Consider the following 23940-nt stretch of genomic DNA (forward strand, 5'->3'; position numbering starts at 1 on the left):
CTGCTGTTGTTCCTCGATGACGGCGGCGACCTCGCGGTCGACGAGGATGCTGTCGATCCTCGTGCTGATCGTGCAGAACACATTCCACGTCCGCGAGGTCGGCACCGCCACGGCGTCGAACAACTACTTCCGCCAGGTCGGCGGCTCGCTGGGGTCCGCTGTCGTCGGCAGCGTCTTCGCCGCCCGACTGACCACGCTGTTGAGCGAGCGACTGCCCCAAGGCGGCACGCCGGCGGCGCCAACTCACTGACGCCGGAATCGGTCAAGCAGTTGCCGGATGCGTTGCGACTGCCGATCATCGAATCCTACAATGATGCGCTGGCGCCGATCTTCCTCTACATCGCCCCGCTGGCCATCGCCGCGGCGATCCTGCTGTGCTTCCTGCGCGTGGTGCCGCTGGCTACCACCATCGAGCGTGACATCCCGGCCGAGTCGCTGGCCGAGGGCCAGCTGTTCGGCGCGCCCGAGTCAGACGAGTCCGAAGAGCTCGGTGCGGTCGATGAAGGCACGCGGGACGACGCCATAGCCACGACCGAGCACCGGTGAACTGAGAATCGGAACGACGTCGCTGGTGCCCGCTGCGCCCGAGGAAGGAGGGTCTCGATGTCCCGCATCTGTGCCTTGTACCGGGGGCGGGCTCACATGACGACAAAGAGTCTTCGCGCAGAAGTGACTGATAGGCGCCGGTGGACCACCAGCGTCCGAGAGGATTGACGGCAGTTCTGATTTGACGGCTGAACCCGCGACGCGGCGACATCGATCATCGACGGCCAGCTCAGTCGCTGGAGGCGATATCGAAAGCACGGCCGACACCGTATGGGGATCGGCGGATCCAAGCGGTCAACGCAACAGGAGTGGTCCGATCTGTTCGATCGGCTTCTTGAACGCTAGTCGTTTTCGGGGCCGGTCGTTGAGTTCGGCGGCGACCCAGTCCAGGTCGGCTTCACTGTGCACCGACAGGTCGGTGCCCTTGGGGAAGTACTGCCGCAGCAGCCCATTGGTGTTTTCGTTGGTGCCGCGCTGCCATGGGGCGTGCGGGTCGCAGAAGAAGATCGCCATGTCGGTGGCCATCCGGACCTGCTTCCAGTCGCGCATCTCGACGCCCTGGTCCCAGGTCAGCGATCCGCGCAGCTGTGCAGGCAATGTCTGGATCTTCGCGGCCAGGGCGGGCGCGACCTGCGCGGGTTTGTAGCCCTCGGGCAGGTGCACCAACATCGTGTAACCCGTGGTGCGTTCGACCAGGGTGCCGATCGCGCTGGCGTTGGCCTTGCCGATGATCAGATCCCCCTCCCAGTGCCCCGGAACGGCGCGGTCATCGGCCTCGGCAGGGCGCTCGGCGATGTTGATCATGTCCGGCAGGACACGGCTCTTGCGCTGGGTGCCCTGGCGGTTGGGTTGGCGCAGCCCGCGCCCGGTGCGTAGGCATTTGGCCAGGTCACGGCGCAGCGCACCACGCGACTGCTCCACTTCGAGCGGGGTGGCGCCAGCGCCAGGGCCGACCTCCCAGACTGAAAGCGCCCCTACGTCCTATTCTGAATTCTGCTGAGAGCGTCGAGGTTGCGTTGGTCGGTGTCGGGGAGGGCGTGGAGGTACTTCTGGGTGGTCTGGATCTGGGAATGTCCCATGCGGTCCATCACGGACTTGAGGTCGGCGCCGCCGGCGAGCAGCCAGGAGGCGTGTGCGTGCCGCAGGTCATGGACGCGGACTCCGAAGTCGATGCCGGAGGCTTTCACTGCGGGGAGCCAGATGCGGGTGCGGAAGGTGTTGCGGGAGATCGGGGTACCGACCTTGGTGGCGAACAGAAGGTCGTCGTGGCCGATGACGTTGGTCGCGATGTGTTCGGCGACGGCGTCGAGCCAGGCCTGGCGGATACCGACGGTGCGGGACTCGTTGTCCTTCGGGTAGGGCTTGGCGACATAGCGCTCGCCGGTGGGGGAGTGGGCCTTGGAGACCTCCACGATCGTCTCCTCGATGGTGATCGATCGGCGGAGGAAGTCGATGTGTCGGGGCTTGAGTGCGATGAGCTCGCCCCAGCGCAGCCCGGTCTCGATCAGGGTCTCGACCATCAACTGATACTGCGCGGGCATGGCCGCGAGGAGTCGCTCGTATTCGTTAGGGGTGAGGGTGCGGGCCTTGCGAGCGATGACCTTGGGAAGCTCGGTGTGGTCGCACGGGTTGTAGACCAGCACCCGGTCCTTCACAGCGCGGACGAAGATCGAGGACAGGAGCACGTGGTACTTGTGGACCGATCGAGGGGAGAGCCCGTCCTTGTGAGCCTGGGTGGCCCAGTCCTGGACCAGGGAGGGGGAGATCCGGTTCATCTGACGGGCACCGAAGAAGGGGTAGAAGTGCTTGTTGAGGTAATTCATGTATCCGGCGCGGGTGGAGGCCTCGATCTGCTTGTTGGGCAGCCACTCGGTCTCGACATAGGCGCGGAAGGTGATCTCGCCGAGTGTGCCGTCGTGCCAGGCGCCGGCCAAGACCTTCTGCTCCTCGCGCTGCGCGGCACGTTGGGCCTCGCGCCGGGTGCTGAACGAGCCGGCCGAGCGGGTGCGCCCGTCGGGGTCGCGGTAGGCACCGGTGTACCGGGTGCCGCGCTTCCCGTGCCGTGTCATGACCCATGCCATGTGGAACCTCCCCGAAACGAACCTGGAAACCTGCCCGTACGCCAGTTGTACGCAGCACGTGCATCAACGATCCTGGACAATGCTGGACGTCAATGGAGCCAAAAACGGCGTCTGACCTGCGAGTTTACCGCACCACCACGCTCACGTCGACGAACAGATCAGCGTCGCAGCGTGACTCATAACCCAGAGGTCGCAGGTTCAAATCCTGCCCCCGCTACAAAGTGAAACCGCAGGTCAAAGCCGGGTTCGTGGGTAACTACGGGCCCGGCTCTTGCGTTCCCTGTCAGCACCACGTCTGCTGACATCGCCTTCAGACACGCGCGGAGCAGGCTCCAATGCGAAGAGCGGCGAAGGGTTGCGGAAGTCTGCGGAAGGGCAAACCGGACGACCTCTTGGCCACTGACCCAGAGGTCGAAGGGTCCGCTTGCACGATTCGGTGACGAGCGATCGAGACGACGCCACAGCAGTAGGTATTGGAGTCGCGCTCAATTCCGCAGTTCATGCTGCTCCGGGCAGCTCGGGAGACCCGTCGCGCCGGTGATCACGCTGAGTGGCGGGACTCGTTCGCCGAGAAGTCCCCAAGCCTTCGGCTTCCGAGCACCGAGTGCGTCCAAGTGGGGGAACACGGTTGGTGGTGCAGGGGGAGGGGGGCTATCGGCATCCGCTCGCTGCGATCGGGCGCAGCATCTTGTCGTCGACGATCCGGCGGTACAGGGAGTAGTTCCTCAGGGTCACCACGGCGCGGATTCGGAGCGTCCCGGGGCAGGTCAGGCGGTCCCAGGGGATGACCACCCAGACGCGATCTTGGGCGGCGTTCTTCTCGGCCTTGAAGTTGACGGCGTCTGAGGTGTCGGGCACCGAGCCGTCGGTCTCCCAGTAGACGCGGGGCTGTCCGGTGTCGCGCGGCTGACTTCGACGATGGCGCGCAGGGCTCCTGACCAGAAGATGCTGGGGCCATGGGTCTCGACCCACGAGTCGGTGCCTGCCCCGGGTTCGACGCCGTGCACCGTCCAGGTGATCCGGGCCCCCGCGGTGGTCGAGGCGTAGTGGACGCGGCGCAGGTCCCAGGTCGGCCACCTGGTGTCGTCGCATCCCGTGCCTGAGGGGGTGGTGCAGTATCGGACGGCGTCTTCGCGGGCGTCCCGGACGGTTCGTTGGGTGGGCACCGCCGCGGCGGGTGCGTTCCCGAGCAGGATGAGAACCGGAACCGGGTGGATTGCTACGTCGAGTGTTGTTCACGGCAATGGGAGAATCGGCCGCTGGTGGCCCGCGAGGATGACCCAGCCAACAGCCACTCTCCGACGCCCTTCCGTGGTGCAGAGCAGCCCTCAGGTCCAGGACGCGCGGTGTGCAGACGATCTTGATCGTTGACAAGAGAACCGACTCGCGCCATGTCCCGGCGGCGGCGGATGAGAGGTGTTCCGGGTCAGCTGGGCTCGTCGCAAGAGGCCGGCGCCTCGGCGAGAGTCGCTGCGGTGATGGCGCGGGCGGCATCCCCGAGGCCCGTGAGTTGCTCGGGAGTGAGCACGTCGATGACGAGGTGGCGGGCCTGCCATACGTGGCCGGGGGCGATCTCCTCGAGTTTCGCCCGCCCAGCGTCGGTCAGGCGCGCCTCGGTACGACGGCCGCCGCGGTCGGTGTCTGTACGTCGGACTACCCACCCGGCGCGCTCCAGGCGGGTGATCGCGTGGGAGAGCCGCGACAACGATCCCCGGGCAACGACTGCCAGGTCGCTGAGAACGAGCGTGCGGTCAGGTGCCTCGGAGAGTGCGGCCAGCACGTGGTACTCGAACAGGTTGACGCCCGCGTCACGCCTGAGTTGCCCGTCCATCGCCGCTGGCAGCGTCATCAGGAGCGCCATCAGCGATTGCCACTCGCGGAGCTGCTCGGCCGAGAGCCAGGGGACGTCCTGTTCGGCCTCCGCGGTCTCCGCGGCCATCCCGGGTGTGTCGGCGCCCACGGGATCGATGGTACTAGCGACTTGAACATTCAAGTTCCGAGCCACTATCATCCGACTTGAACGTTCAAGCTCCGGTTCTGTCCGAGGAGAACTCCATGACCTTGCTCCGCGTCGACGCCTCGATCCAAGGCGACCGCTCCGCCAGCAGCGCGCTGGCCGACCTCGTCCTCGACGACTTCGTCGCAGCCCGTCCCGAGGTCCCCGTGGTACGACGCCACCTCGGGCAGGACCCGCTGCCCGCGCACGCGTGGCAGGCGGCGGTCACGGGCGGGTTCATCCCAGAAAGCGACCGGACCGAGACGCAGCACGAGGCGCTCGAGCTCGCGGGACGCCTGGCCGACGAGCTGCGGTCCGCGAAGAGCGCCCTGTTCGCGTTGCCGCTGTACAACTTCGGCGTGTCTCAGCACGTGAAGACATGGATCGACCTCAGCCTCGCCGGTGCGGCACCGGGTACCCGGCTGCTGGAGGGCAAGCCCGTCGTCCTCGTTACCACCCGAGGCGGTGCCTACGGTCCGGGCACCCCCCGCGAAGGGTGGGACCATAGCACCGACTACCTGCGCCGGATCCTCGTCGACATCTGGGGCGCCGACCTCACCGTCGTGGAGCGCGAGTTCACCCTCGTCGGGGTCAACCCCGCGCTCGACGAGTTCACCGAGACGGCTGCACTGATGCGCAAGAATGCCGAGGAGGCTGCGGCTCAGGCAGGCGCAGCGCTCGCCGATCGACACGCCGCACTACTTCACCCGGAACGCGGATGATCACGCGCTCATCGGCACCCGGGCGTGGACCGCAGCAACTCAGAAGGGCGCGGTCGTCCGGCGTTGCAGCCTCAGGCGGACGATGTCTCGCATATCCAGTCCTCTAAGTCCCTGGCCAGTTGCTGCAGGACACCGCTCCAGGTCCTGAGACCACTGTCGGCCACCCACAGTGTCGTCATTCAACCTCCTCGATAGGAGCCCTCGCCCCATGTACATCGTCACCATCGTCATCTCGATCCTTCTCGGCCTCGCCTTCCTGTTGGCCGGCATGGCCAAAGTGCGCCGGCAGGAGCCGCTCACCGGAACTCTTGAAGGTCTTGGGGTCGGCCCGTCGCTGCAGCGCACCGTCGGGGTGCTCGAGGTGCTAGGCGGCTTCGGTGTTGCGCTTGGCCTGCTGGTGCAGCCGCTCGGAATCGCCGCCGCCGTCGGGCTGGTTCTCATGATGATCGGCGCGCTCATCTTCCACGCCAAGGTGCACGACTCCGCCAAGAACTCCATCGGCGCGTTCCTGCTGCTTGCCCTCGCCGGCGTCGTCACAGCGCTCCAGGTCGCCACTGTTTGAGTGAGAGCAGGACACGACGACGGTGGTGTGGCAGATCCAGACCCGGATATCGCCGCGAGGATCTTCGGGGCGGTAGTGAAGCGCCCCAGGTTTCCTGCCGCCGCTATACGGGTTGCGGCTCTCGGTTGAGAGCGTCGTAGTAGGCGGACTCGTGCTCGACCGGGGTGATCATCCCGAGCGTGCCGTGGAGCCTGCGGTTGTTGTACCAGTCGACCCAGCCCGCTGTCGCGTACTCGACGTCGGCGAGGGTCCTGTATCGCCCGGCGTGGAAGACCGTGGTGCGGATGCACTCGGTCTTGTAGAGCCCGTTGATGGTCTCCATCAGCGCGTTGTCGTAGGCGTCCCCGACCGACCCGATCGAGGGCGCTATGCCCTCGATCTCGAGGTGCTCGGTGAATCGGATCGAGGTGTACTGACCGGATTCAACCAGTGGAAGCAACATCGCGGGCGGCCAGCACCCTGGTGGAGGGGTCGTGGTCACTGGGCCCACGGCGGTTTGATCGTGGTGCCGTCGTCGGTGGTGGCAGTGAGTCCCGCGGAGGTGGTGACCCACAGGTGCGCGGCGCTCGATGCCGCCCTGACCTGGTGTCTGGCGCGAACCGTTCTTGAGCTGATGTCCGCGAGAGTCGGCGAGCGCGAGCGCGAGGGCGGCGTGGGACACATCCGGCCCGCTGGCGCCCCGACGCCATTCATTGAGCGAAGGGATGCGACTGCTGCCGGCGGCCACCGGTAGGTATCCATCAAAGGTCGGATTCCCCGATCGGTCGTCTCGGCGATGTGGACAGCAGGCCTTCCCTGGTGGTCTTGAGGCATGGCAGATGCACGAACCGGCAATCGGATCCCAGACCTCCTCGTCTCCGGCTCCGGCTCCGGCGCCGCACGACGGTCGGCGGCCCACAGGGCATCGCTGCGCTGCGGGACACCGCCTCCTCGGCCGGCCTCAAGCGGGTGCGCCGGGAGTGCGCCCGGCACCGATGTCAACCGACGGACACACCGCGTGCCAGCGTGAGCACGTCCTCGGTCGTCAGGGGCTGACCACCGATGGCCCAGTCGCCGCTGTCGACCTCCTCGACGACGCACCACGTGACGGAGCGCATGTTCTCGCCCTCGATGCCGACCATCGTGTCGGTCAGCTTCCGCACGATGTCCTGCTTCTGTTCCGGCGTGAACACGCCTTCGATGACCTTGACGTTGATGAACGGCATGTCGCTCTCCCTTGTGTGTGGACTCGCTCCGAGTGGAAGCGTCTCCACGCTAGGGACGCCGGCCGAGGACCCGCATCCGTGCTACCCGACAGGAAATGGCCGCCGGCACCCGCGTCGGTGTCGGGTGCTACGTAGTACCCGGCGAGAGCGGAGCGACCTTCACGATCCTGGGCGATCCCGGTCCAGCTCGGACAACCTGGCGGCTGCGGCCGCCCGGGCCGACTTGCCGGTGAGTCCGAGCCTCGAGTAGACGTTCGAGAGGTGGCGCTCGACGGTGCGCGTGCTCAACGACAGGCGCGAGGCGATCTCCTCGTTGCTGCAGCCGCCGGCGACGAGCCGCAGCACCTCCACCTCCCTGCTCGTCAACGCCGCGTCGGCACGGCTCGGCCGCGCACCACCGACGAAGGCATCCACCTCGGCCAGGAATCCGGGCCATGCCGGCTCGTCGGCCAGCAGGATGTGGTTCTGGCTGTGCAACGGGACGAACTGCGCGTGGGGAATGAGTCCCGCCAGTCGGCGACCCTGCTCGAAGGGGACGGCACGGTCGCCGTCCGCGTGCAGGACCAGGGTGCGTGCCGAGACTGCCCTGGCCGCGGAGGTCACATCGAGCACGGCACGCGCGCGGCTGCTGGCGAGCGCCGACTCGGCCGACATCGACCGGCGCTGGAGCTCGTCGAACCAACGCATCTGGGCCTCCGAGGCGCCCGGGATGAAGGAGGACGTGAACACCCGACGGAAGACGGCGTCCGCACGCCCCCAGCCGACCTTGATCATCCGCGAACGGAGATCCGCCTCCTCGACCTCCTCCGCTGTGGCGCCCCTGGCCAAGGCTCCCTGCCCGTACGCTCCCCAGAGCACCAGGCTGGTGACCCGCTCCGGGTGCGCATGTGCGTACTCCACGGCGACCGCCCCACCCTGGGACATGCCCAGCAGGGTGAAGCTGCTCAGCCGCGCAGCATCGACCACGGCGTCGAGGTCTGCGGACCAGGCGTCGAGCGAGTACTCGCTCGGAGCACGATCGGACAGGCCGCTGCCGCGGTCGTCGTACCGGACGACGGTGAATCGCTGGCCGAGGTCCTCCAGCCAGTGCCTCCACACAGGACTCGACCAGTCGAAGTCGAGGTGGGTGAGCCACGTCCCCGCACGCACCAGCGGCGGACCACTCCCATGCCGCGACCACGCGATCCGGGTGCCGTCCGCGGAGGTCGCAAAGGAGACCGGGGTCCTCACCACGCGAGTGTACGAGCGCGCACGTGATCCACGAGACATGCGCCCCGGGCACAAATGCCCTTCTGGCGCCTCTGGCCGGGCTCCTACGTTGGCCCTGCGGCGTGCCCCATCCGAGGGCCCCGCGGAGGCAGATCTGATGAGGCTCCTTGTCATCGACTCCGGCACGGTCCTCTGGGGCCAGACCCTCATGTACTCGGCGTACTGCCTGGTGATCATCAGCCTGGTCTGGTGGTTCGCCACTCGCATCACCAGGCCAGCGGGGGAGTCTCGGATCACCCCGAAGGTCTTCTACACCTGGGTCGGCTTCCTGGCCGTGCTCGGGGTGAGCCTGCACCTGGTCACGTACAACACCATCCCCTGGGTCAAGGACGACCTGAACGGCAGCGACGACTACGCCGCGAGCTACGACATCACCGTGGGCGACCACGCCTGGCAGCTGCCGGAGAAGACGTTGCAGGTGCCGTGCAACGAGCTGGTGCGGTTCTCGGTGACCAGCACCGACCTGACGTACGGGTTCGGGCTGTTCCGCGACGACAACTCGATGGTCGCCCAGATGCAGGTCGTTCCGGGCCACGACAACGACCTGCTGTGGACCTTCGAGTCCGACGGTGTCTACAGCATCCGCTCGACCGAGTACTCCGGCCCGGAGGGTGACGGGATGGTCGTCCCGGACGCGGTCGAGGTGACCGGGTGCGACCAGTCCGAGGCGGAAGGCGGCGCACGATGAGCACGTTCACCGAGACCCTCGTCCACGGCAAGGGCGGCGCCTTCAAGCCGACGTCGCTGACGCCGATGCAGGGCCTGACCCTGAAGTACGTCGTGTTCGGCCTGGTCTACTACGGCTTCGCCGCGATCGAGGGCATGCTCCTGCGGATCAACGCGGTCAGCCCGCAGGACCTGCTCTACCCGGACCGGTACTACGCGATGCTGACCGCGCACCCGCTGGTCGGCATCTTCGGATCGAGCTACCTGCTGGTCTTCGGGGCGTTCACCTTCCTGGTGCCGTTCTTGATGAAGAAGCCACTGTGGTCCTACAAGCTCGCCAACTGGACGCTCTGGCTGATCGTGGTCGGCGTCTTCACGTTCTGGTTCGACGGCTTCCTGACCCACTACGCGCCCCTCTACACGCTCTACTGGCCGCTCCCGGCGGACTTCGACCAGTTCGAGCCGGTGGCCGGCGCCATCTTCATCACCGGGGTGGCCCTGGTGATGGTCGGCACCCTCTTCTTCGTGCTCAACGTGCTCAAGACCATCACCTACACACCGGCAGGCTGGACCCGGCAACCGGCCGGGAGGCTGCTCGGTGACGCCCTGGGCCTGACCACCCTGGGCAAGTTCTTCACCGGTCGGCTCCGCAAGGACGTCGAGCAGGAGCACCTGGTGTCGCTGCCCGTGGCGGCGATCGCGCGCGGCAGCGTCGACGTGCTGTTCAACGCCGGGATCATCCTGTTCTCCGGAGTGCTGATCCTGGTCTACATGGTGGCCGAGATCTTCGGGGGCTCGCTCGAGACGACGAAGATCGACGCTCTGCTGTACAAGAACTGGTACTGGTGGGGTCTCGACCTGGTGGCCGACGGGCTGGTGCTGATCTTCGTGGCCGGCACCTGGTACCTCCTGGCCCAGCTGATCACCGGTCGTGAGGTCTTCATGGCGCGCTGGGCGCGCTTCGCGCTCGGACTGGAGCTGGTCGTCTCCTGGACGGTCTGGAGCCACCACCTGCTCTCCGACCAGTCGCAGCCGGCGGCGCTGAAGATGGGCTCGGGCGAGTTCGTCACCGCGTTCGAGCTGATCACCCAGGGGCTGGCGTTCTTCATCACCCTGGCCACGCTGTGGATGGCCCGGCCGCTGACGATGACCAACCCGCTGAAGTTCCTGCTCGGGGGACTGCTGGGGTTCGCCCTCGCGGTGCCCGCGGGCATCATGCAGGCCGACGTCGGCCTCAACCGGATCCTGCACAACACCCAGTGGGTCGTCGGACCGCACGTCCACGTGGCGGTGCTGGTCGGGCTCACCATGACCCTCTACGCGGCTGTCTACTTCCTGCTGCCGATCCTCACCAACGGTGCGGAGCTGTACAGCCAGCGGCTGGCGAACGTCCACTTCTGGTGCCATCTGATCGGCGGCATCGGGATGGGCGCGTTCATGGGCATGGCCGGCCTGCAGGGGATGCTGCGGCGCACCATCTACTACGAGGACGAGTTCCTGCCCTACATGGTGCTGGCCGCGCTCAGCGGTGCCCTGCTGCTGGTCGCCTTCGTGGTGTTCCTCTACAACATCGTGATGACGCTGGGTCTCCAGGGCGCCGTCGGCCTGTTCAAGAGGTCGTCGACGCCGCCCTCGGTCCTGGTCCCCGGGATGGACGTGGCGATCCAGCCCGTGCCGGCGCCGGGAGCCCCCGCAGGGGCCTGACGCGCCGACGGACCTGGCTGTGGTCCACGCCGGTGGGGGAGGCGTGGACCGCAGCCACCGGACGGGTTACGCGGTCGGGCGCCGGGTTCACGGAAGGCGCCCGAGGGCCCGAGACCGATGGCGGTGCCTCACAGAAGCTGGAAGCGGTACGGTCCGGGCCCCTCAGCCGCCCGTCGGCCAGCAATCGGGAGCCCGCCAGGACGAGGTCGATCAGCGCGAAGTCCTCGCCGCACGGGAGCCGCTCCACCGTCACGCCGGGGCTCCCAGACTCTGGGTCCCCAGGTCCACGAAGTTGTACGGCGGCCAGGGCCCGCTGACCTCGACGGTGATGCCGACCGGCGCCAGCCGCTGCGCGACATCCTCGACCGCGGCGATGAAGAAGCGCTCATGTCGACGGCAGACGAGGTGGGCGGAGCTCAGCAGCGTCGGCTCGGATCGCCCGGTGCGGGCGCCGTCCTGGGGTCGGTCGGCGACGCTGCTCCGTGCGGCATCGGCCAGGGCGGCATAGGCGCCCTGCACGCGTCGCTCCAGCCTTCCGCGCCCCTCCTCGCGCTCCGCGAGCGCCCGACTCCTCCTGCGGCGGTAGTCGTGATCACTGTGCGCGCCTTCGGTGGCAGGGCGGTCGGGTTCGCCGGCGTAGTAGAGGCGCACGGCCCACTCGAGGTGGTCGTGCAGCGTGTCGAGCACGGCGCCGAAGAGCGAGGCTTGGGCTGTCAGAGCGTCGTGCAGGTCGACCTCGTCGCGGTACATCGCCGGCAGTCGCAGGGGCAGCACGTCGGTGTCCTGCACCAGCGTGTCCAGCACCTGCTGGTGCTCGCCGGCGACGCGCGCGAGCCAGTCCGGGTCCTCGGCATGTTGCTCCCAGGCGGCCTCGCCATAGGCGTCCTCGGGGAGGATGCTGAAGACGCCCGCGACCGGCCCCGCGTCCAGCAGGGCCAGCCCGGCGGCGCCGACGCCGGTCTCGGGCAGACCGAAGGTCCCGTTCCCGCGGACGATGCCGTAGGCGTGGATGACGGTGTCGCGGTCAGTGTTCACGGTGTGCCTCGCTTCCCTCGAGTCGTTCCTCGAGCGCGCGGGCCGCGCTCGAGCTCGTCCGTCCCGTACCGAGCACGGGCGCGGACGCCGACGTCGTACGGTCAGTGGTCCTCGGACGTCGACGGGTAGCGCTGCCCCGTGCTCGCGCCGGTGTCGCTGTAGTGCGTGGGTCGAACGTCGGTTTCGGCGTACCGGCCGACCGGCGCACCGGTGCTCGTGCGCGTGGCATCCGAGCGGCCCTTGGCGTAGGCGTCCTCCAGGAGCCTCTGGGCCACCGGCCGTCCGCCGAGCCCGAAGGCGAGCGCCAGGCCGAGGGCGAGGGCGCCCATCGTCGCGGCGAAGGCGATCTCCACGATCTGCGGAGCGATGTTCAGCTGCTCGAGGATCATGAACATCGCCAGCACCATGATCAGCGCCGGCGCCACCGCCGCCACGATCTGTCCCATCGGGTTGTCGCCCAGGACCCGGCTGGCTCCCTTCGCGACGGCGCCCGCCAGCAGCGCGGCGATGACGAAGATCAGCACGGCCACCACGACATTCGGCAGATAGGCCAGCACCTGGTTCATGAACTCGGTCACGGCCGGCACCCTGAGCGCGCCGGCGGCAGCCACGAGGAAGAACCCGAACACGAGCCAGAAGATGACCAGACCGATCAGCTTGGCTGCGCTGGCGCCCGGCATCATGTTCTCGACGGTGCGACCTGAGCTGGTCTCGGCGAGGCGGCGGTCGATCCCTGCCGCCTCGGTGCCCCTGCGGACGAGACTCGCCACGACCTTGGCGATGATCCAACCGACCAGCAGCAGCACGAGGCAGCCCAGCAGGTTCGGCAGGAAGCCGAAGAACGAGTCAGCAGCCTGTTGGAGGCTGTCCTTGATATCCATGTGTCTCTCCCTCCCTAGAGGCACGGCCAAGATGGCCGCACCCTTCTCAGCGACCCCTCAGACGCTGGTGAGGCTCTTCAGCCGCCTCTTGCCCTACGTGATGTGCATGCGCGTGCTCCGTTGGTCAGGCCGGGGCAGCTTCCCCAGCCGGTCACCGACTCCCTCGGCCACGGTCTTCAGGCCAGCGGACGCCGTTGCGCCCGATGCCTTGACGGGGTGGGTCGCAGCAGGCGGCAGGACGACCGTCGCGCAGCGCAGCGCCGCCACCAGCCCGACCACACTGGCCAGGATCCCGAGCCGCGCACCTCCCAGTGCCCGGAGTACTCGCATCGCGTTCTCCCCTCCCAAGGAACCCGCTTCGTACCCCCGATGGGTGTCGCTGTACCCCGTCGCCGGGACACCCAACCCCTTCTTCTCGGGAGGGCCTTCGCAGACCTCCGGGACAGCTGGTGCTCGGACGGTCCGGTGCAGGGCGGGACACGTCAACGCACCCGGTCGCGACCGGAGTCGGGACCGGGTGGCGACGCGGGCCGTCAGCGCAGTGGCGCGAACCTCGCGGTGAAGTGCCGCAACGCCGGCGGCTCCTCGATGATCCGGTAGCCCGGCAGGTCGCCGGCCCGGTCGAGGATCCGCTCGCAGACCTCGATGACGTAGTCGATGTGGCTCTGGGTGTAGGTGCGCCGCGGGATCGCCAGGCGGACCAGGTCCATGGCAGCCGGCTGCTCCGAGCCGTCGGGGTGACGACCGAACATCACCGTTCCGATCTCGCAGCTGCGGATACCGCCGATCTCGTAGAGCGCGACGGCGACGGCCTGACCGGGGTACTCCAACGGGTCGACGTGGGGGAGCAGGGCGCGGGCGTCGATGTAGATCGCGTGCCCGCCGAACGGGCTCAGCACCGGCACCCCGCGCTCGGCCAGCGCCCGGCCGAGGTAGGCCGTCGAGCCGATCCGGTAGCGCAGGTAGTCGTGCTGGACCACCTCGGCGAGACCCTGTGCGAGCGCCTCCAGGTCCCGGCCCGCCAGGCCGCCGTACGTCGGGAATCCCTCGGTCAGGATCACGATGTTGCGGCACTGTGCCGCCAGATGGTCGTCGGCGAGGGCGAGCCAGCCGCCGATGTTGCCGAGCGGGTCCTTCTTCGCGCTCATCGTCACCCCGTCGGCGAGACCCGTCACGTCGCGGATGATGTCGACGACGTCGCGCTCGCCCTGGCCCTCCTCGCGCTCGCGGATGAACCAGGCGTTCTCGGCGAACCGGCAGGCGTCGAGGAAGAGCGGCTTGTCGAAGCGGTCGCACAGCGCGCGCACGCCGCGCAGGTTGGCCAGCGAGACCGGCTGCCCGCCGCCGCTGTTGTTGGTGATCGTCACCATCACGCAGGGCACGTCGTCGGCGCGCGCCGCCAGCAGCCGCTCGAGGGCGGCGAGGTCCATGTTGCCCTTGAACGGATGGTCCGAGCGGGGGTCGTGGCCCTCGGCGATCACCAGGTCGACGGCCTCGGCTCCGGTGGCCTCGATGTTGGCTCGCGTGGTGTCGAAGTGCGTGTTGTTCGGCACCACCTTCCCGGGGCCACCGAGCACCGAGAACAGGATGCGCTCGGCCGCACGGCCCTGGTGCACGGGGATGATGTGCTCGAAGTCGAAGAGCCGCCGTACGGCATCGCGGAAGACGAAGTACGACGGCGACCCGGCGTAGGACTCGTCCCCGCGCTGCACGGCCGCCCACTGGTCGCGCGACATCGCGCCGGTCCCGGAGTCGGTGAGCAGGTCGATGAGCACGTGCTCGGCGCGGAGCTGGAACAGGTTGAAGTCGACCGCCGCCAGGTGCGCGCGGCGCTCCTCGGCGGTCGTCATCCGCATCGGCTCGACGGAGTGGATCCGGAACGGCTCGATGATGGTGCGGAAGGGCTGGTCCATGGCACCAGGATGGAAGGTCGGCACCGGGTCTTGAAGGGGCAATGGGTCACAGAAGGGCGCCTTCGGCTTTACGATCACTCTCAGTGATGCCCGTTCCGGTTCACGATCGTCGGGAGCAGCCCATGGACCACGTCGACTGGCAGATCCTGCACGAGCTGCAGGCCGACGCGCGGCTGTCGTTCAACGAGCTCTCGCGGCGGATCCACCTGTCGGCGCCGATGGTGGCGGAGCGGGTGCGCCGCCTCGAGACCAGCGGGCGGATCACCGGCTACCACGCGCACGTCGACCCCGATTGGCTCGGCCGCTCGGTGCAGGCGCTGGTGGTGATGAACTGCTACGGGCCGACCTGCCTGCTGCGCGACCCCGAGGTGCCGACCTGGCCGGAGGTGCTGCAGCTGCTGCGGATCACCGGCGACGGCTGCTCGGTCATGATGGCGGCGGTGGCGTCGATGTCGGACTTCGAGGCCTTCATCGACCGCCTGGCGGCCTATGGCCGGCCGAGCAGCAGCATGATCCTGTCGGCGCCCCTCCCATGGGCCGCCGTGAGCGAGCCGCCCGCCTGAGCCTCCGGGCAGGCCCGCCCGGGCCGGCGGTGCGACCAGTCTCACGCCCGCGCCGCGCGAATCCGCCAACACGACCACGACCGGATGGCTAGCGTCACAGTGTGACCGTCGACCTGCTGATCGACGGAGCCGAGCATGTCGTCACACTCGACGCCGCAGACCGCGAGATCGCCGGGGGCTGGATCGCCCTCGACCAGGGCTTGGTCGCGGCCGTCGGAGGGCCGGGTGACGAGCGCCCGGAGGCGGCGCGGGTGCTGCGCGCGGACGCCTGCCTGGTCACCCCGGGGCTGATCAACACCCACCACCACATCTACCAGAACCTCACCCGCGCCCACCGGCCCTCGGTCAACACCTCGCTGTTCACGTGGCTGACGACGCTCTACCCGCTGTGGGCCGGCCTCGACGAGGAGGCGGCGTACCTCTCGGCGTGGGTCGGCCTGGCCGAGCTCGCGCTCGGCGGCTGCACGACCACCACCGACCACCTCTACGTCCATCCCCGCCACGGCGGCGACCTGATCTCCGCCGAGATCACCGCGGCCAGGGAGCTCGGGGTTCGGTTCCACCCCACCCGCGGCTCGATGAGCCTGTCGGAGAAGGACGGCGGGCTGCCGCCGGACTCGGTGGTGCAGGACGACGACGAGATCCTCGCCGACAGCGAGCGGCTCGTCGCGCTCCACCACGACCGGTCGTGGGGCGCGATGGTGCGGATCGCGCTCGCGCCCTGCTCGCCGTTCTCGGTCTCCTCCGACCTGATGCGGCGCACGGCGGAGCTGGCCGAGCGGCTCGACGTGCGGCTGCACACCCACCTGGCCGAGGATCCCGACGAGGACCGGTTCGCCGCGAAGGCCTTCGGCCGCCGCACCATCGACCACTTCGAGGACGTCGGCTGGCTCTCGGACCGCAGCTGGGTCGCGCACTGCATCTACCCCAACGACGACGAGGTACGCCGGCTCGGTGCCGCCGGTGTCGGCGTCGCCCACTGCCCCTCGTCGAACATGCTGATCGGGGGCGGCGGAATGGCCCCCGTCGCGGAGCTGCGCGCCGCCGGCGCCCCGGTGGGTCTCGGCTGCGACGGGTCCGCCTCCACCGACCACGCCTCGCTCTGGCTCGAGGCCCGGACCGCCTTGCTCCTGGGTCACCAGCGCAAGGGCCCCACGGGGATGACCGCCCGCGACGTGCTCGACATCGCCACCCGCGGGTCCGCCGCGTGCCTGGGCCGGACCGGCGAGCTCGGCACGCTCACCGTGGGCGCCGTGGGCGACCTCGTGTGCTGGCCGCTGACCGGGATCGCGTTCGCCGGGGCGCTCACCGACCCGGTCGAGGCGTGGCTGCGGTGCGGGCCGGTCGCGGCCCGGCACACCGTGGTCGCGGGTCGCCCCGTCGTCGAGGACGCCGCGCTCGTGCACCCCGGCCTCGACGAGATCCTGCGCCGCCACCACGCCGCGGCCGGCCGCCTGCAGCGGCTGGCCTGAGAGCCAGACCTGACAACAGAACGGAGTCCCCATGTCGTCCCTCGGAGTCGAAGGCCACCTCGTCGACCCGGATGCCCGTGACCGCGCGGTCGCGCACTTCCGGTCGGCCGGCATCGTGCTGCCCACGTTCGGGGAGCTGGCTGACCCGTCCCGGATCCCCGCGTCGGTCACCCAGGCGCTGAGGGGGGTCGGGCCGGACGAGGCCGACCCACTCAACCTCTTCCGCATCCACTGGTTCAACGACGCGACCCGCGTCGCCCGCGCGTCCGTGCCCGAGCACGTGGTGCTGCCGAAGGAGCTCACCGGCGTCGATGCCCGCATCGTGGCGGTCCTGGGCGACCGGTTCCCGATGATCCGCGCCCACAAGGTGCTGGCGGCGTACGCCTGCCTGGTGCCGCGGATCGTCACCGGTGGGTTCGACCCGACCTCGCAGCGTGCGGTGTGGCCGTCGACCGGCAACTACTGCCGCGGCGGCGTGGCGATCTCGCGGATCCTCGGGTGCCGCGGCGTCGCGGTCCTGCCCGAGGGGATGAGCGAGGAGCGGTTCGACTGGCTCCGGCAATGGGTGGTCTCGCCGGAGGACATCGTCACCACGCCCGGCACCGAGAGCAACGTCCGGGAGATCTACGAGGCCTGCGACGAGCTCGCCCGCGACCCGGGGAACGTGATCCTCAACCAGTTCGCGGAGTTCGGGAACCACCTGGTCCACCGGCTGTGCACCGGGCGGGCCCTGGGTGCGGTCTTCGAGCACCTCCGCGAGACCGAACCCGGGGTGGGCACCGACCTGCGGCTGCGCGCGTTCGTCTCGGCGTCCGGATCCGCGGGGACGCTCGGCGCCGGTGACCACCTCAAGGAGGAGTACGGCGCCGCCATCGTCGCCGTCGAGGCACTGGAGTGCCCCACGCTGCTGCGCAACGGGTTCGGCGAGCACAACATCCAGGGCATCGGCGACAAGCACGTCCCGCTGATCCACCACGTCCACAACACCGACGTCGTCGTGGCCGTGTCCGACCGGGCGACCGACCAGCTGTCCGTGCTGTTCGACGACCCCGCCGGCCGGGCCTACCTCGCCGACCGGTGCGGCGTCCCCGAGGCGACCCTCGCCGCGCTGACGTCGTTCGGGCTGTCGAGCATCTGCAACGTGGTCGCCGCGGTCAAGCTGGCCAAGCACCTCGACCTCGGACCGGAGGACGTGATCGTCACCGTGGCCACGGACGGTGCGCCGATGTACGAGAGCGAGCGGCGCCGGATCCGGACCCGCGACTTCGCCGACGGGTTCGACGACGCCGCGGCGGCCGGGGTCTTCGGCCGCTGGCTGCTCGGCGCCGACACCAGCGACCTGCTCGAGACCACGACCCGCGACCGGGACCGGATCTTCGACCTCGGCTACTACACGTGGGTCGAGCAGCGCGGCACGTCGATCGAGGACTTCGTCGTACGGCGGGAGCAGGCGTTCTGGGACGGGATGCGCAACCGGCTGGACGCGTGGGACGAGATGATCGCCGACTTCAACGCGCGCACCGGGGTGGTGGCCGCCGGGGCCCAGGCCGGGTGAGCGCGCCGTGAGGGTGCCGGCCAGCCGGCTCGTCTGCTGGGGGTGCGGCGCCGTGCCGGACGTCCAGGAGGCGTACCCGTTCCGCTGTCCCGAGGTCGGGGTCGGCGACGTCGACCACGTGCTGGTGCGGGTGCTCGACACCGACCGGGTGCGGTTCCCCGATGGCCCGGCCGGGACGGGCTCGCCGTTCGTCCACTACCGCGGGCTCCTGCACAGCCACCACCGGGCCACGGCTGCGGGCCTCGGTGACGACGAGCTCGCCGAGCTCGTCACCCGCCTCGACGACGCGGTGGCCCGGGTCGCCGGCGCCGGCTTCCGCGCCACGCCGTTCGGCCGCGACGTCGCACTGTCGGAGCGGCTCGGCTTCAGCGCCGCCGGGGGAGTGTGGGTCAAGGACGAGACCGGCAACGTCGCGGGGTCGCACAAGGGCCGGCACCTGATGGGCGTGCTGCTGCACCTCGAGGTCGCCGAGCGGCTCGGGCTCGCCGATCCCACTGACCGGCCGGACCTGGCGATCGCCAGCTGCGGCAACGCGGCCCTCGCCGCCGCGGTGGTCGCCCGTGCGGCCGACCGGCGGCTCCGGGTCTTCGTGCCGGTCGACGCCGACCCGGTGGTGCTGGCCGGGCTGCGGGAGCTGGGCGCCGAGGTGGTCCCCTGCGCGCGGACACCGCAGACCGACGGCGACCCGGCGTACCTCCGGCTGCAGGCCGAGCTGGCGGCCGGCGCGCTGCCGTTCACCTGCCAGGGCAACGAGAACGGGCTCGTCATCGAGGGTGGGGAGACCCTGGGCTACGAGATCGCGTCCGACCTCCGCGCCGCCGGCACCGACCTCGACGACCTCGTCGTCCAGGTCGGTGGGGGAGCCCTGGCCAGCGCCTGCATCCAGGCGCTCGATGAGGCGGCCCAGTTCGGCGTCCTGGCCCGCCAGCCGCGGGTGCACACCGTGCAGACGACCGGAGGCCACCCCCTCGAGCGGGCCTACCACCGGGTCCGGGACGCCCTGGGCGACACGTCCGGCCGGTCCGAGATCGACGACGCCCTGCATACGGCGGCCGCCCACCGGTCGGGGTTCATGTGGCCGTGGGAAGGCGAGCCGCGGAGCATCGCCACCGGCATCCTCGACGACGAGACCTACGACTGGCGCGCGGTCGTCGGCGGCATGCTCACGACCGGGGGCCGGCCACTGGTCGTGACCGAGGAGCAGCTCGCCCAGGCCCACGATCTGGGGCGGGCGGCGGGCTACCGCGTCGACCCCACGGGGTCCTCCGGGCTGGCCGGGCTCCTCGACCTGGTCGCCGACGGGAGCGTCGGCCCCGACGCCCGCGTCGGCGTCCTGTTCACCGGTGTCGAGCGGTCACCGGCAGGGTCCATGGACCCTAGCGGGCCCTCGGACGCCGGAGCACGCTGAAAGACGGATCGGAGCGGAGGAGCGCACATGGTGGCGGCCGACATCCTGGAGGTTGCTCCCTCGTCCGCGCTGTGCGGAGGCACCGTGGTGGTGGCGCTGGACCCACCCGAGGTGGTCGTCGCCGACGTCGTGCTCGCGGGTGACCGGGTCGCGTCGGTGGGTCGCGCACCGGCCGGCGTACGGCGCCGCGACTGCATCGGCACGCTGATCGTGCCCGGCAACGTGTGCGCCCACCACCACCTCTACTCGGCGCTGAGCCGGGGGATGCCCTACCGGCTCGCGCCGCCGGTCACGTTCACCGAGATCCTCCAGCGCGTCTGGTGGCGCCTCGACCGGGCCCTCGACGAGCAGGCCGTCCGGGCCTCGGCGCTGCGCGGAGGCCTGGACGCGCTCAGGGCCGGCACCACGACGATCGTGGATCACCACGCCTCGCCGAACGCCATCGACGGCTCGCTCGACGTCATCGCCGAGACCCTGGCGGAGCTGGGGGTGCGCAGCGTGCTGTGCTACGAGGTCAGCGACCGGGACGGCCCCGAGCGCGCGGCCGCCGGCGTGGCGGAGAACCTGCGCTTCCTCGCGGCGGCGGACGGGCTCACCCGCGGCATGATGGGCGCTCACGCGTCGTTCACGCTCTCGGACGCGACGCTCGAGCAGGTCGTGGACGGTGCGCGCAGCAGCGGTGCCGGCGTGCACATCCACGTCGCGGAGGACGCCGCCGACCAGGCCGACGCCCACGCCCGGTCCGGCCACGGTGCGGTGGAGCGGCTCGACCGCGCCGGGGTCCTCACCGACCGGGCGCTGCTCGCCCACGGCGTCCACCTCGCCCCGGCGGAGATGCACGCGGTCGCCGACACCGGCGCGACCGTGGTCTGCAACCCGCGCAGCAACATGAACAACTCGGTGGGGCACTCGCCGTTCAACCACCTCGGGCGCGGAGCGGGCGCCGGGGTCGCCCTCGGGACGGACGGCATCGGCGGGGACCTGTTCGCCGAGTCGCAGGTCGGGTGGTTCCGGGCGCGCGAGGCCGACATCGCGACGCCGAGCGACTGGCCGCTCGCCCGGCTCGCCGACGGGGCCCGGTTCGCCGGCCGCGTCCACGGGGAGCCGCTCCTCGGCACGATCAGCGCCGGCGCCCCCGCCGACCTCGTCGTGCTCGACTACCCGACGCCCACCCCGGTGACCGCCGACAACCTGGTCGGTCACTGGGTCTTCGGGCTCTCGTCCGGTCAGGTGCGCGACGTCGTCGTCGCTGGCGACCTCGTGGTCGAGGACCGGCGGTCGACGCGCGTCGACGAGGCGCGGGTGGCCGCCGAGGGCTCGACCGAGGCCGAACGCCTGTGGGCGCGGATGGACGCCATCGCGCCGCACGACTTCGAACCCATGAGAGGCAGGCCATGACACCGCCAACGAGAGTGGCGCTCTACCTCCAGGACCTCCACCCGCTGCGCGAGGGGATGGAGCACGCCCGCTACGCCGAGGACCGCGGCTTCGAGGCGGTCTGGCAGGCCGAGAGCCGCCTCGTCCGCGAGGCGACGGTGCCCATGGCGGCGTACGCCGCGGTCACCAGCCGGATCAAGGTGGGCTCGGGCATCGTGCCGATCTGGACCCGCAACGTCGGGCTGCTGGCGGCCACCTTCTCGACCCTCGACGACCTCGCCCCCGGCCGGGTGATGCTCGGCCTCGGCGCGTGGTGGGAGCCGCTGGCCACCAAGGTCGGGGTCGACCGACGCAAGCCACTGCGCGCGATGCGCGAGACCGTGGAGGCGACCCGCCGGCTGCTGGCGATGGAGCGGGTGACGTACGACGGCGAGTTCGTGCACCTCGACGACGTCGAGATCGACATCGTCCACGGTGACCGGTCGCCCAAGCAGGTGCCGATCTACATCGGAGCGACCGGCATGCAGATGATGGAGCTCGCCGGCGAGATCGCCGACGGCGTGCTGCTCAACTACATGGTGGCGCCGGCGTACAACGCCCAGGCGATGGCCGCGCTGGCCGCCGGTGCGGCGAAGGCGGGCCGCTCGGTCGACGACCTCGACCGTCCCCAGCTCGTCGTGTGCTCGGTCGACCGCGACCGCGCCGTGGCCCTCGACCGGGCCCGGGAGCTGCTCACGCAGTACCTCGGCCAGCAGCCGCACATCATGAAGGCGAGCGGCGTCGACCCCGCGCTGATCGAGGAGATCGGCAAGGTCCTGACCTGGCCGGCCGAGCGTGACGAGATCCGCCGGGCCATGCGGCTGGTCCCCGATGACGTGGTGCAGCAGATCACGGCCTCCGGCAGCCCGGAGGAGTGCCGCGCCAAGGTCGCCGAGTACGTCGAGGCCGGGGCGACCTGCCCCGTCCTCTACCCGCTGGGCGAGGACGTCCGACTGATGATCGACACCTTCGGTGTCTGAGTAGGAGAACGCACGATGAGGAGCTTCCTGGGCCGCGACATCCTGTCCCTCAAGGACGTCGAGCGCGACGACTTCTTCCGGATCTTCCAGGTCGCCGAGGAGCTGCGCCCTCACGCGGAGAACCGGCGCAACGGAGATCTCCTCAAGCACAAGACGCTGCTCACCGCGTTCTACCAGCCGAGCACCCGCACCCGGCTCTCGACCGAGGCCGCCATGCACCGCCTCGGCGGCCACGTCCTCGGATTCTCCGACGCGAAGATGACCCGCGCGGGCGACTTCTACCAGGAGTCGATGAAGGACACCGTGAAGATGCTGGAGTTCTACGGCGACGTGATCGCGATGCGCTCACACGTCCAGGGCGCCCCGCACGAGGCAGCCCGGTGGGCGTCGGTGCCGGTGATCAACTGCGGCGACGGCTGGGGCGAGCACCCCACCCAGGTACTCACGGACCTCTACACGATCTGGCGCGACAAGGGCACCCTCGACGGCATCAAGATGGTGCTCGTCGGTGACATGCGGATGCGCACCATGCACTCGATCCTGCTGGCCTCCTCGCAGTTCGACATGGAGACGATGGTGGTCTCCCCGCCAGAGCTGGCGCTGCTCGACGACTTCAAGGGCGAGCTCGCCGAGCGCAGCGTGAACTACCGCGAGGTCGAGTCCGTCCAGGAGTGCATCGGCGAGGCCGACGTCATCTACATGGAGCCGATCGTGCAGGCCGACTACACGCAGTCGCGGGTCGACCCCACCGCCGAGAAGGGCACCACGCCGGCGGCGTACCAGGTCACCCGGCGGCTGCTGCACGAGAAGGCCAAGCAGGACTCGATCGTGCTGCACTCGCTGCCCCGGATGGACGAGCTGACCACCGACGTCGACGCCACCCGGCACGCGCGGTACTGGGCCGAGGCCGCCAACGGGGTCTCGCTGCGGATGGCGCTGCTGGCGCTGGTCCTCGGCGCGGTCGAGTAGCAGGGGAGGGCAGCGATGCAGACGCACCTGCGGGGCCGCGACGTCATCGACTTCCAGGAGTGGACCCGCGACGAGATCGAGACCGTCCTCGACGTGGCGTTCGCGCTGAAGCGGGACCGGGCGCTCGGGCAGCCGCACCCCTACCTGCGGGACAAGGTGCTGGCGATGCTGTTCTTCTTCGCCAGCACCCGGACCCGGGCGTCCTTCGAGGCCGGGATGGCCCAGCTCGGTGGGCACGCCCAGTTCATCGAGAGTCGCTCGACGCAGATCGCCCACGGCGACACCGCCAAGGAGATCGGCGAGATCCTCGGCCGCTACAACGACGGCATCGCGATCCGCAACGTCGACTGGGGCGTCGGCAACGCCTACGTCCGCGAGGTCGCCGCCGCGAGCCGGGTGCCGGTGCTCAACATGCAGTGCGACCACTTCCACCCCCACCAGGCCCTCGCGGACCTGATGACGATCATCGAGCGGCTCGGTGACCCGCGCGGGCGCACCGCGACGATCAGCTGGGCGTGCGCGAAGACCTACTCCAAGCCGCTCAGCGTGCCGCAGAGCCTGATCATGCTGCTGCCGCGGTTCGGCATGAACGTCCGGCTCGTGCACCCGCCGGAGTTCGGGCTGATGCCGGAGTACGTCGAGCAGGCCCGCGAGAACGCCCGTCTCGGACGGGCCTCCTTCGAGATGCTCGACGACTTCGACGAGGGCATCCGCGGCACGGACGTCGTGTACGCGAAGAGCTGGGGCGCGGTGATGTCCACCTCGGACGAGGCCGAGGAGGCGGGGTACGTCGACAGCTACCGGGACTGGATCGCCGACGAGCGCCGGCTCGCCACCGCCGGCGACGACGCGATCTACATGCACCCCCTGCCGGGGGAGCGCGGCACGGAGGTCACCGACGCGGTGATCGACGGCCCTCAGAGTGCGGTCTACGACCAGGCCGAGAACCGCCTGCACGGCCAGAAGGCCGTGATGGCACTGACGATGGGATGAGGCC

At 69.7% G+C, this 23940-nt stretch carries 21 protein-coding genes and 3 pseudogenes; 14 read left to right on the plus strand and 10 right to left on the minus strand.

The window, feature by feature from the left end:
• Together QMC84_RS06690 and QMC84_RS06695 are read left to right on the plus strand one after the other, a co-directional pair.
• Window positions 1-250: pseudogene (locus QMC84_RS06690) on the plus strand (hypothetical protein); the annotation flags it as partial.
• Window positions 251-282: 32 nt separating this feature from the next.
• Window positions 283-546 carry a hypothetical protein gene (locus QMC84_RS06695; RefSeq protein ID WP_300373118.1) on the plus strand — a complete coding sequence of 88 codons (264 nt, stop codon included), beginning with the start codon at window positions 283-285 and terminating at the stop codon, window positions 544-546.
• A 294-nt stretch (window positions 547-840) separates the two neighbouring features.
• On the opposite strand, the pseudogene QMC84_RS06700 reads toward QMC84_RS06695, so the two are convergent.
• From QMC84_RS06700 to QMC84_RS06715, 4 genes and pseudogenes are all read right to left on the minus strand, one after another.
• Window positions 841-1461, minus strand: a pseudogene (locus QMC84_RS06700) (IS30 family transposase); the annotation flags it as partial.
• 59 nt (window positions 1462-1520) lie between these two features.
• A complete protein-coding gene (locus QMC84_RS06705) occupies window positions 1521-2615 on the minus strand; it encodes a tyrosine-type recombinase/integrase (RefSeq protein WP_300373120.1) in 1095 nt (364 codons plus the stop codon).
• 663 nt (window positions 2616-3278) lie between these two features.
• Window positions 3279-3485: a hypothetical protein gene (locus QMC84_RS06710; protein WP_300373123.1), complete on the minus strand. Its 207-nt coding sequence runs from the start codon at window positions 3483-3485 to the stop codon at window positions 3279-3281.
• A gap of 568 nt (window positions 3486-4053) precedes the next feature.
• Window positions 4054-4587, minus strand: a complete 534-nt coding sequence (locus QMC84_RS06715; RefSeq protein WP_300373124.1) for a MarR family transcriptional regulator — start codon at window positions 4585-4587, stop codon at window positions 4054-4056.
• Between the two features lie 95 nt (window positions 4588-4682).
• Here QMC84_RS06715 and QMC84_RS06720 point away from each other — a divergent pair, with 95 nt between their 5' ends.
• Both QMC84_RS06720 and QMC84_RS06725 read left to right on the plus strand, forming a co-directional pair.
• Window positions 4683-5345 carry an NAD(P)H-dependent oxidoreductase gene (locus QMC84_RS06720; protein ID WP_300373126.1) on the plus strand — a complete coding sequence of 221 codons (663 nt, stop codon included), beginning with the start codon at window positions 4683-4685 and terminating at the stop codon, window positions 5343-5345.
• A 208-nt stretch (window positions 5346-5553) separates the two neighbouring features.
• Window positions 5554-5907: a DoxX family protein gene (locus QMC84_RS06725; RefSeq protein WP_300373128.1), complete on the plus strand. Its 354-nt coding sequence runs from the start codon at window positions 5554-5556 to the stop codon at window positions 5905-5907.
• 103 nt (window positions 5908-6010) lie between these two features.
• Here the strand turns inward: QMC84_RS06725 and QMC84_RS06730 are convergent.
• The 3 genes and pseudogenes from QMC84_RS06730 to QMC84_RS06740 form a co-directional block, all read right to left on the minus strand.
• Window positions 6011-6322 (minus strand): annotated as a pseudogene (locus tag QMC84_RS06730) (integrase core domain-containing protein); the annotation flags it as partial.
• A gap of 562 nt (window positions 6323-6884) precedes the next feature.
• Entirely contained in the window at window positions 6885-7112 is a 228-nt protein-coding gene (locus QMC84_RS06735) for a 4-oxalocrotonate tautomerase family protein (RefSeq protein WP_300373130.1), read from the minus strand.
• A gap of 159 nt (window positions 7113-7271) precedes the next feature.
• A complete protein-coding gene (locus QMC84_RS06740; protein WP_300373132.1) occupies window positions 7272-8342 on the minus strand; it encodes an alpha/beta fold hydrolase in 1071 nt (356 codons plus the stop codon).
• A 136-nt stretch (window positions 8343-8478) separates the two neighbouring features.
• Between QMC84_RS06740 and QMC84_RS06745 the strand changes: the two genes are divergently transcribed.
• Entirely contained in the window at window positions 8479-9069 is a 591-nt protein-coding gene (locus QMC84_RS06745) for a hypothetical protein (RefSeq protein ID WP_300373134.1), read from the plus strand.
• Entirely contained in the window at window positions 9066-10751 is a 1686-nt protein-coding gene (locus QMC84_RS06750; protein WP_300373136.1) for a cbb3-type cytochrome c oxidase subunit I, read from the plus strand. The genes QMC84_RS06745 and QMC84_RS06750 overlap by 4 nt, the downstream gene beginning before the upstream one ends.
• A gap of 249 nt (window positions 10752-11000) precedes the next feature.
• On the opposite strand, the gene QMC84_RS06755 is transcribed toward QMC84_RS06750, so the two are convergent.
• The 3 genes from QMC84_RS06755 to QMC84_RS06765 form a co-directional block, all read right to left on the minus strand.
• Entirely contained in the window at window positions 11001-11786 is a 786-nt protein-coding gene (locus tag QMC84_RS06755; protein ID WP_300373138.1) for a GvpL/GvpF family gas vesicle protein, read from the minus strand.
• A 101-nt stretch (window positions 11787-11887) separates the two neighbouring features.
• Window positions 11888-12667: a hypothetical protein gene (locus QMC84_RS06760; RefSeq protein ID WP_300373140.1), complete on the minus strand. Its 780-nt coding sequence runs from the start codon at window positions 12665-12667 to the stop codon at window positions 11888-11890.
• 533 nt (window positions 12668-13200) lie between these two features.
• Window positions 13201-14580: a tryptophanase gene (locus QMC84_RS06765; protein WP_300373142.1), complete on the minus strand. Its 1380-nt coding sequence runs from the start codon at window positions 14578-14580 to the stop codon at window positions 13201-13203.
• 122 nt (window positions 14581-14702) lie between these two features.
• On the opposite strand from QMC84_RS06765, the gene QMC84_RS06770 reads away from it, so the two are divergent.
• The 8 genes from QMC84_RS06770 to QMC84_RS06805 all read left to right on the plus strand — a co-directional run bounded on the left by QMC84_RS06770 (window position 14703) and on the right by QMC84_RS06805 (window position 23936).
• On the plus strand, window positions 14703-15143 hold the full coding sequence (locus QMC84_RS06770; RefSeq protein ID WP_300373144.1) for an Lrp/AsnC family transcriptional regulator: 441 nt from the start codon (window positions 14703-14705) through the stop codon (window positions 15141-15143).
• A gap of 101 nt (window positions 15144-15244) precedes the next feature.
• The gene (locus QMC84_RS06775; protein ID WP_300373146.1) at window positions 15245-16615 is read left to right on the plus strand and encodes an 8-oxoguanine deaminase; all 1371 of its coding nucleotides are present in this window, start codon (window positions 15245-15247) and stop codon (window positions 16613-16615) included.
• Window positions 16616-16646: 31 nt separating this feature from the next.
• On the plus strand, window positions 16647-18170 hold the full coding sequence (locus tag QMC84_RS06780) for a pyridoxal-phosphate dependent enzyme (protein ID WP_300373148.1): 1524 nt from the start codon (window positions 16647-16649) through the stop codon (window positions 18168-18170).
• A gap of 7 nt (window positions 18171-18177) precedes the next feature.
• The gene (locus QMC84_RS06785) at window positions 18178-19578 is read left to right on the plus strand and encodes a PLP-dependent lyase/thiolase (RefSeq protein WP_300373150.1); all 1401 of its coding nucleotides are present in this window, start codon (window positions 18178-18180) and stop codon (window positions 19576-19578) included.
• A 27-nt stretch (window positions 19579-19605) separates the two neighbouring features.
• Window positions 19606-20976 carry an amidohydrolase family protein gene (locus tag QMC84_RS06790; RefSeq protein WP_300373152.1) on the plus strand — a complete coding sequence of 457 codons (1371 nt, stop codon included), beginning with the start codon at window positions 19606-19608 and terminating at the stop codon, window positions 20974-20976.
• Window positions 20973-21974, plus strand: coding sequence for an LLM class flavin-dependent oxidoreductase (locus tag QMC84_RS06795; protein WP_300373154.1), 1002 nt, complete (start codon window positions 20973-20975; stop codon window positions 21972-21974). The genes QMC84_RS06790 and QMC84_RS06795 overlap by 4 nt, the downstream gene beginning before the upstream one ends.
• Before the next feature lie 15 nt (window positions 21975-21989).
• Window positions 21990-22943, plus strand: coding sequence for an aspartate carbamoyltransferase (gene pyrB / locus QMC84_RS06800; RefSeq protein ID WP_300373156.1), 954 nt, complete (start codon window positions 21990-21992; stop codon window positions 22941-22943).
• A 15-nt stretch (window positions 22944-22958) separates the two neighbouring features.
• On the plus strand, window positions 22959-23936 hold the full coding sequence (locus QMC84_RS06805; RefSeq protein WP_300373158.1) for an ornithine carbamoyltransferase: 978 nt from the start codon (window positions 22959-22961) through the stop codon (window positions 23934-23936).
• Window positions 23937-23940: the final 4 nt, after the last annotated feature.

This window comes from Nocardioides sp. (assembly GCF_030019515.1).
Classification (GTDB): Bacteria; Actinomycetota; Actinomycetes; order Propionibacteriales; family Nocardioidaceae; genus Nocardioides.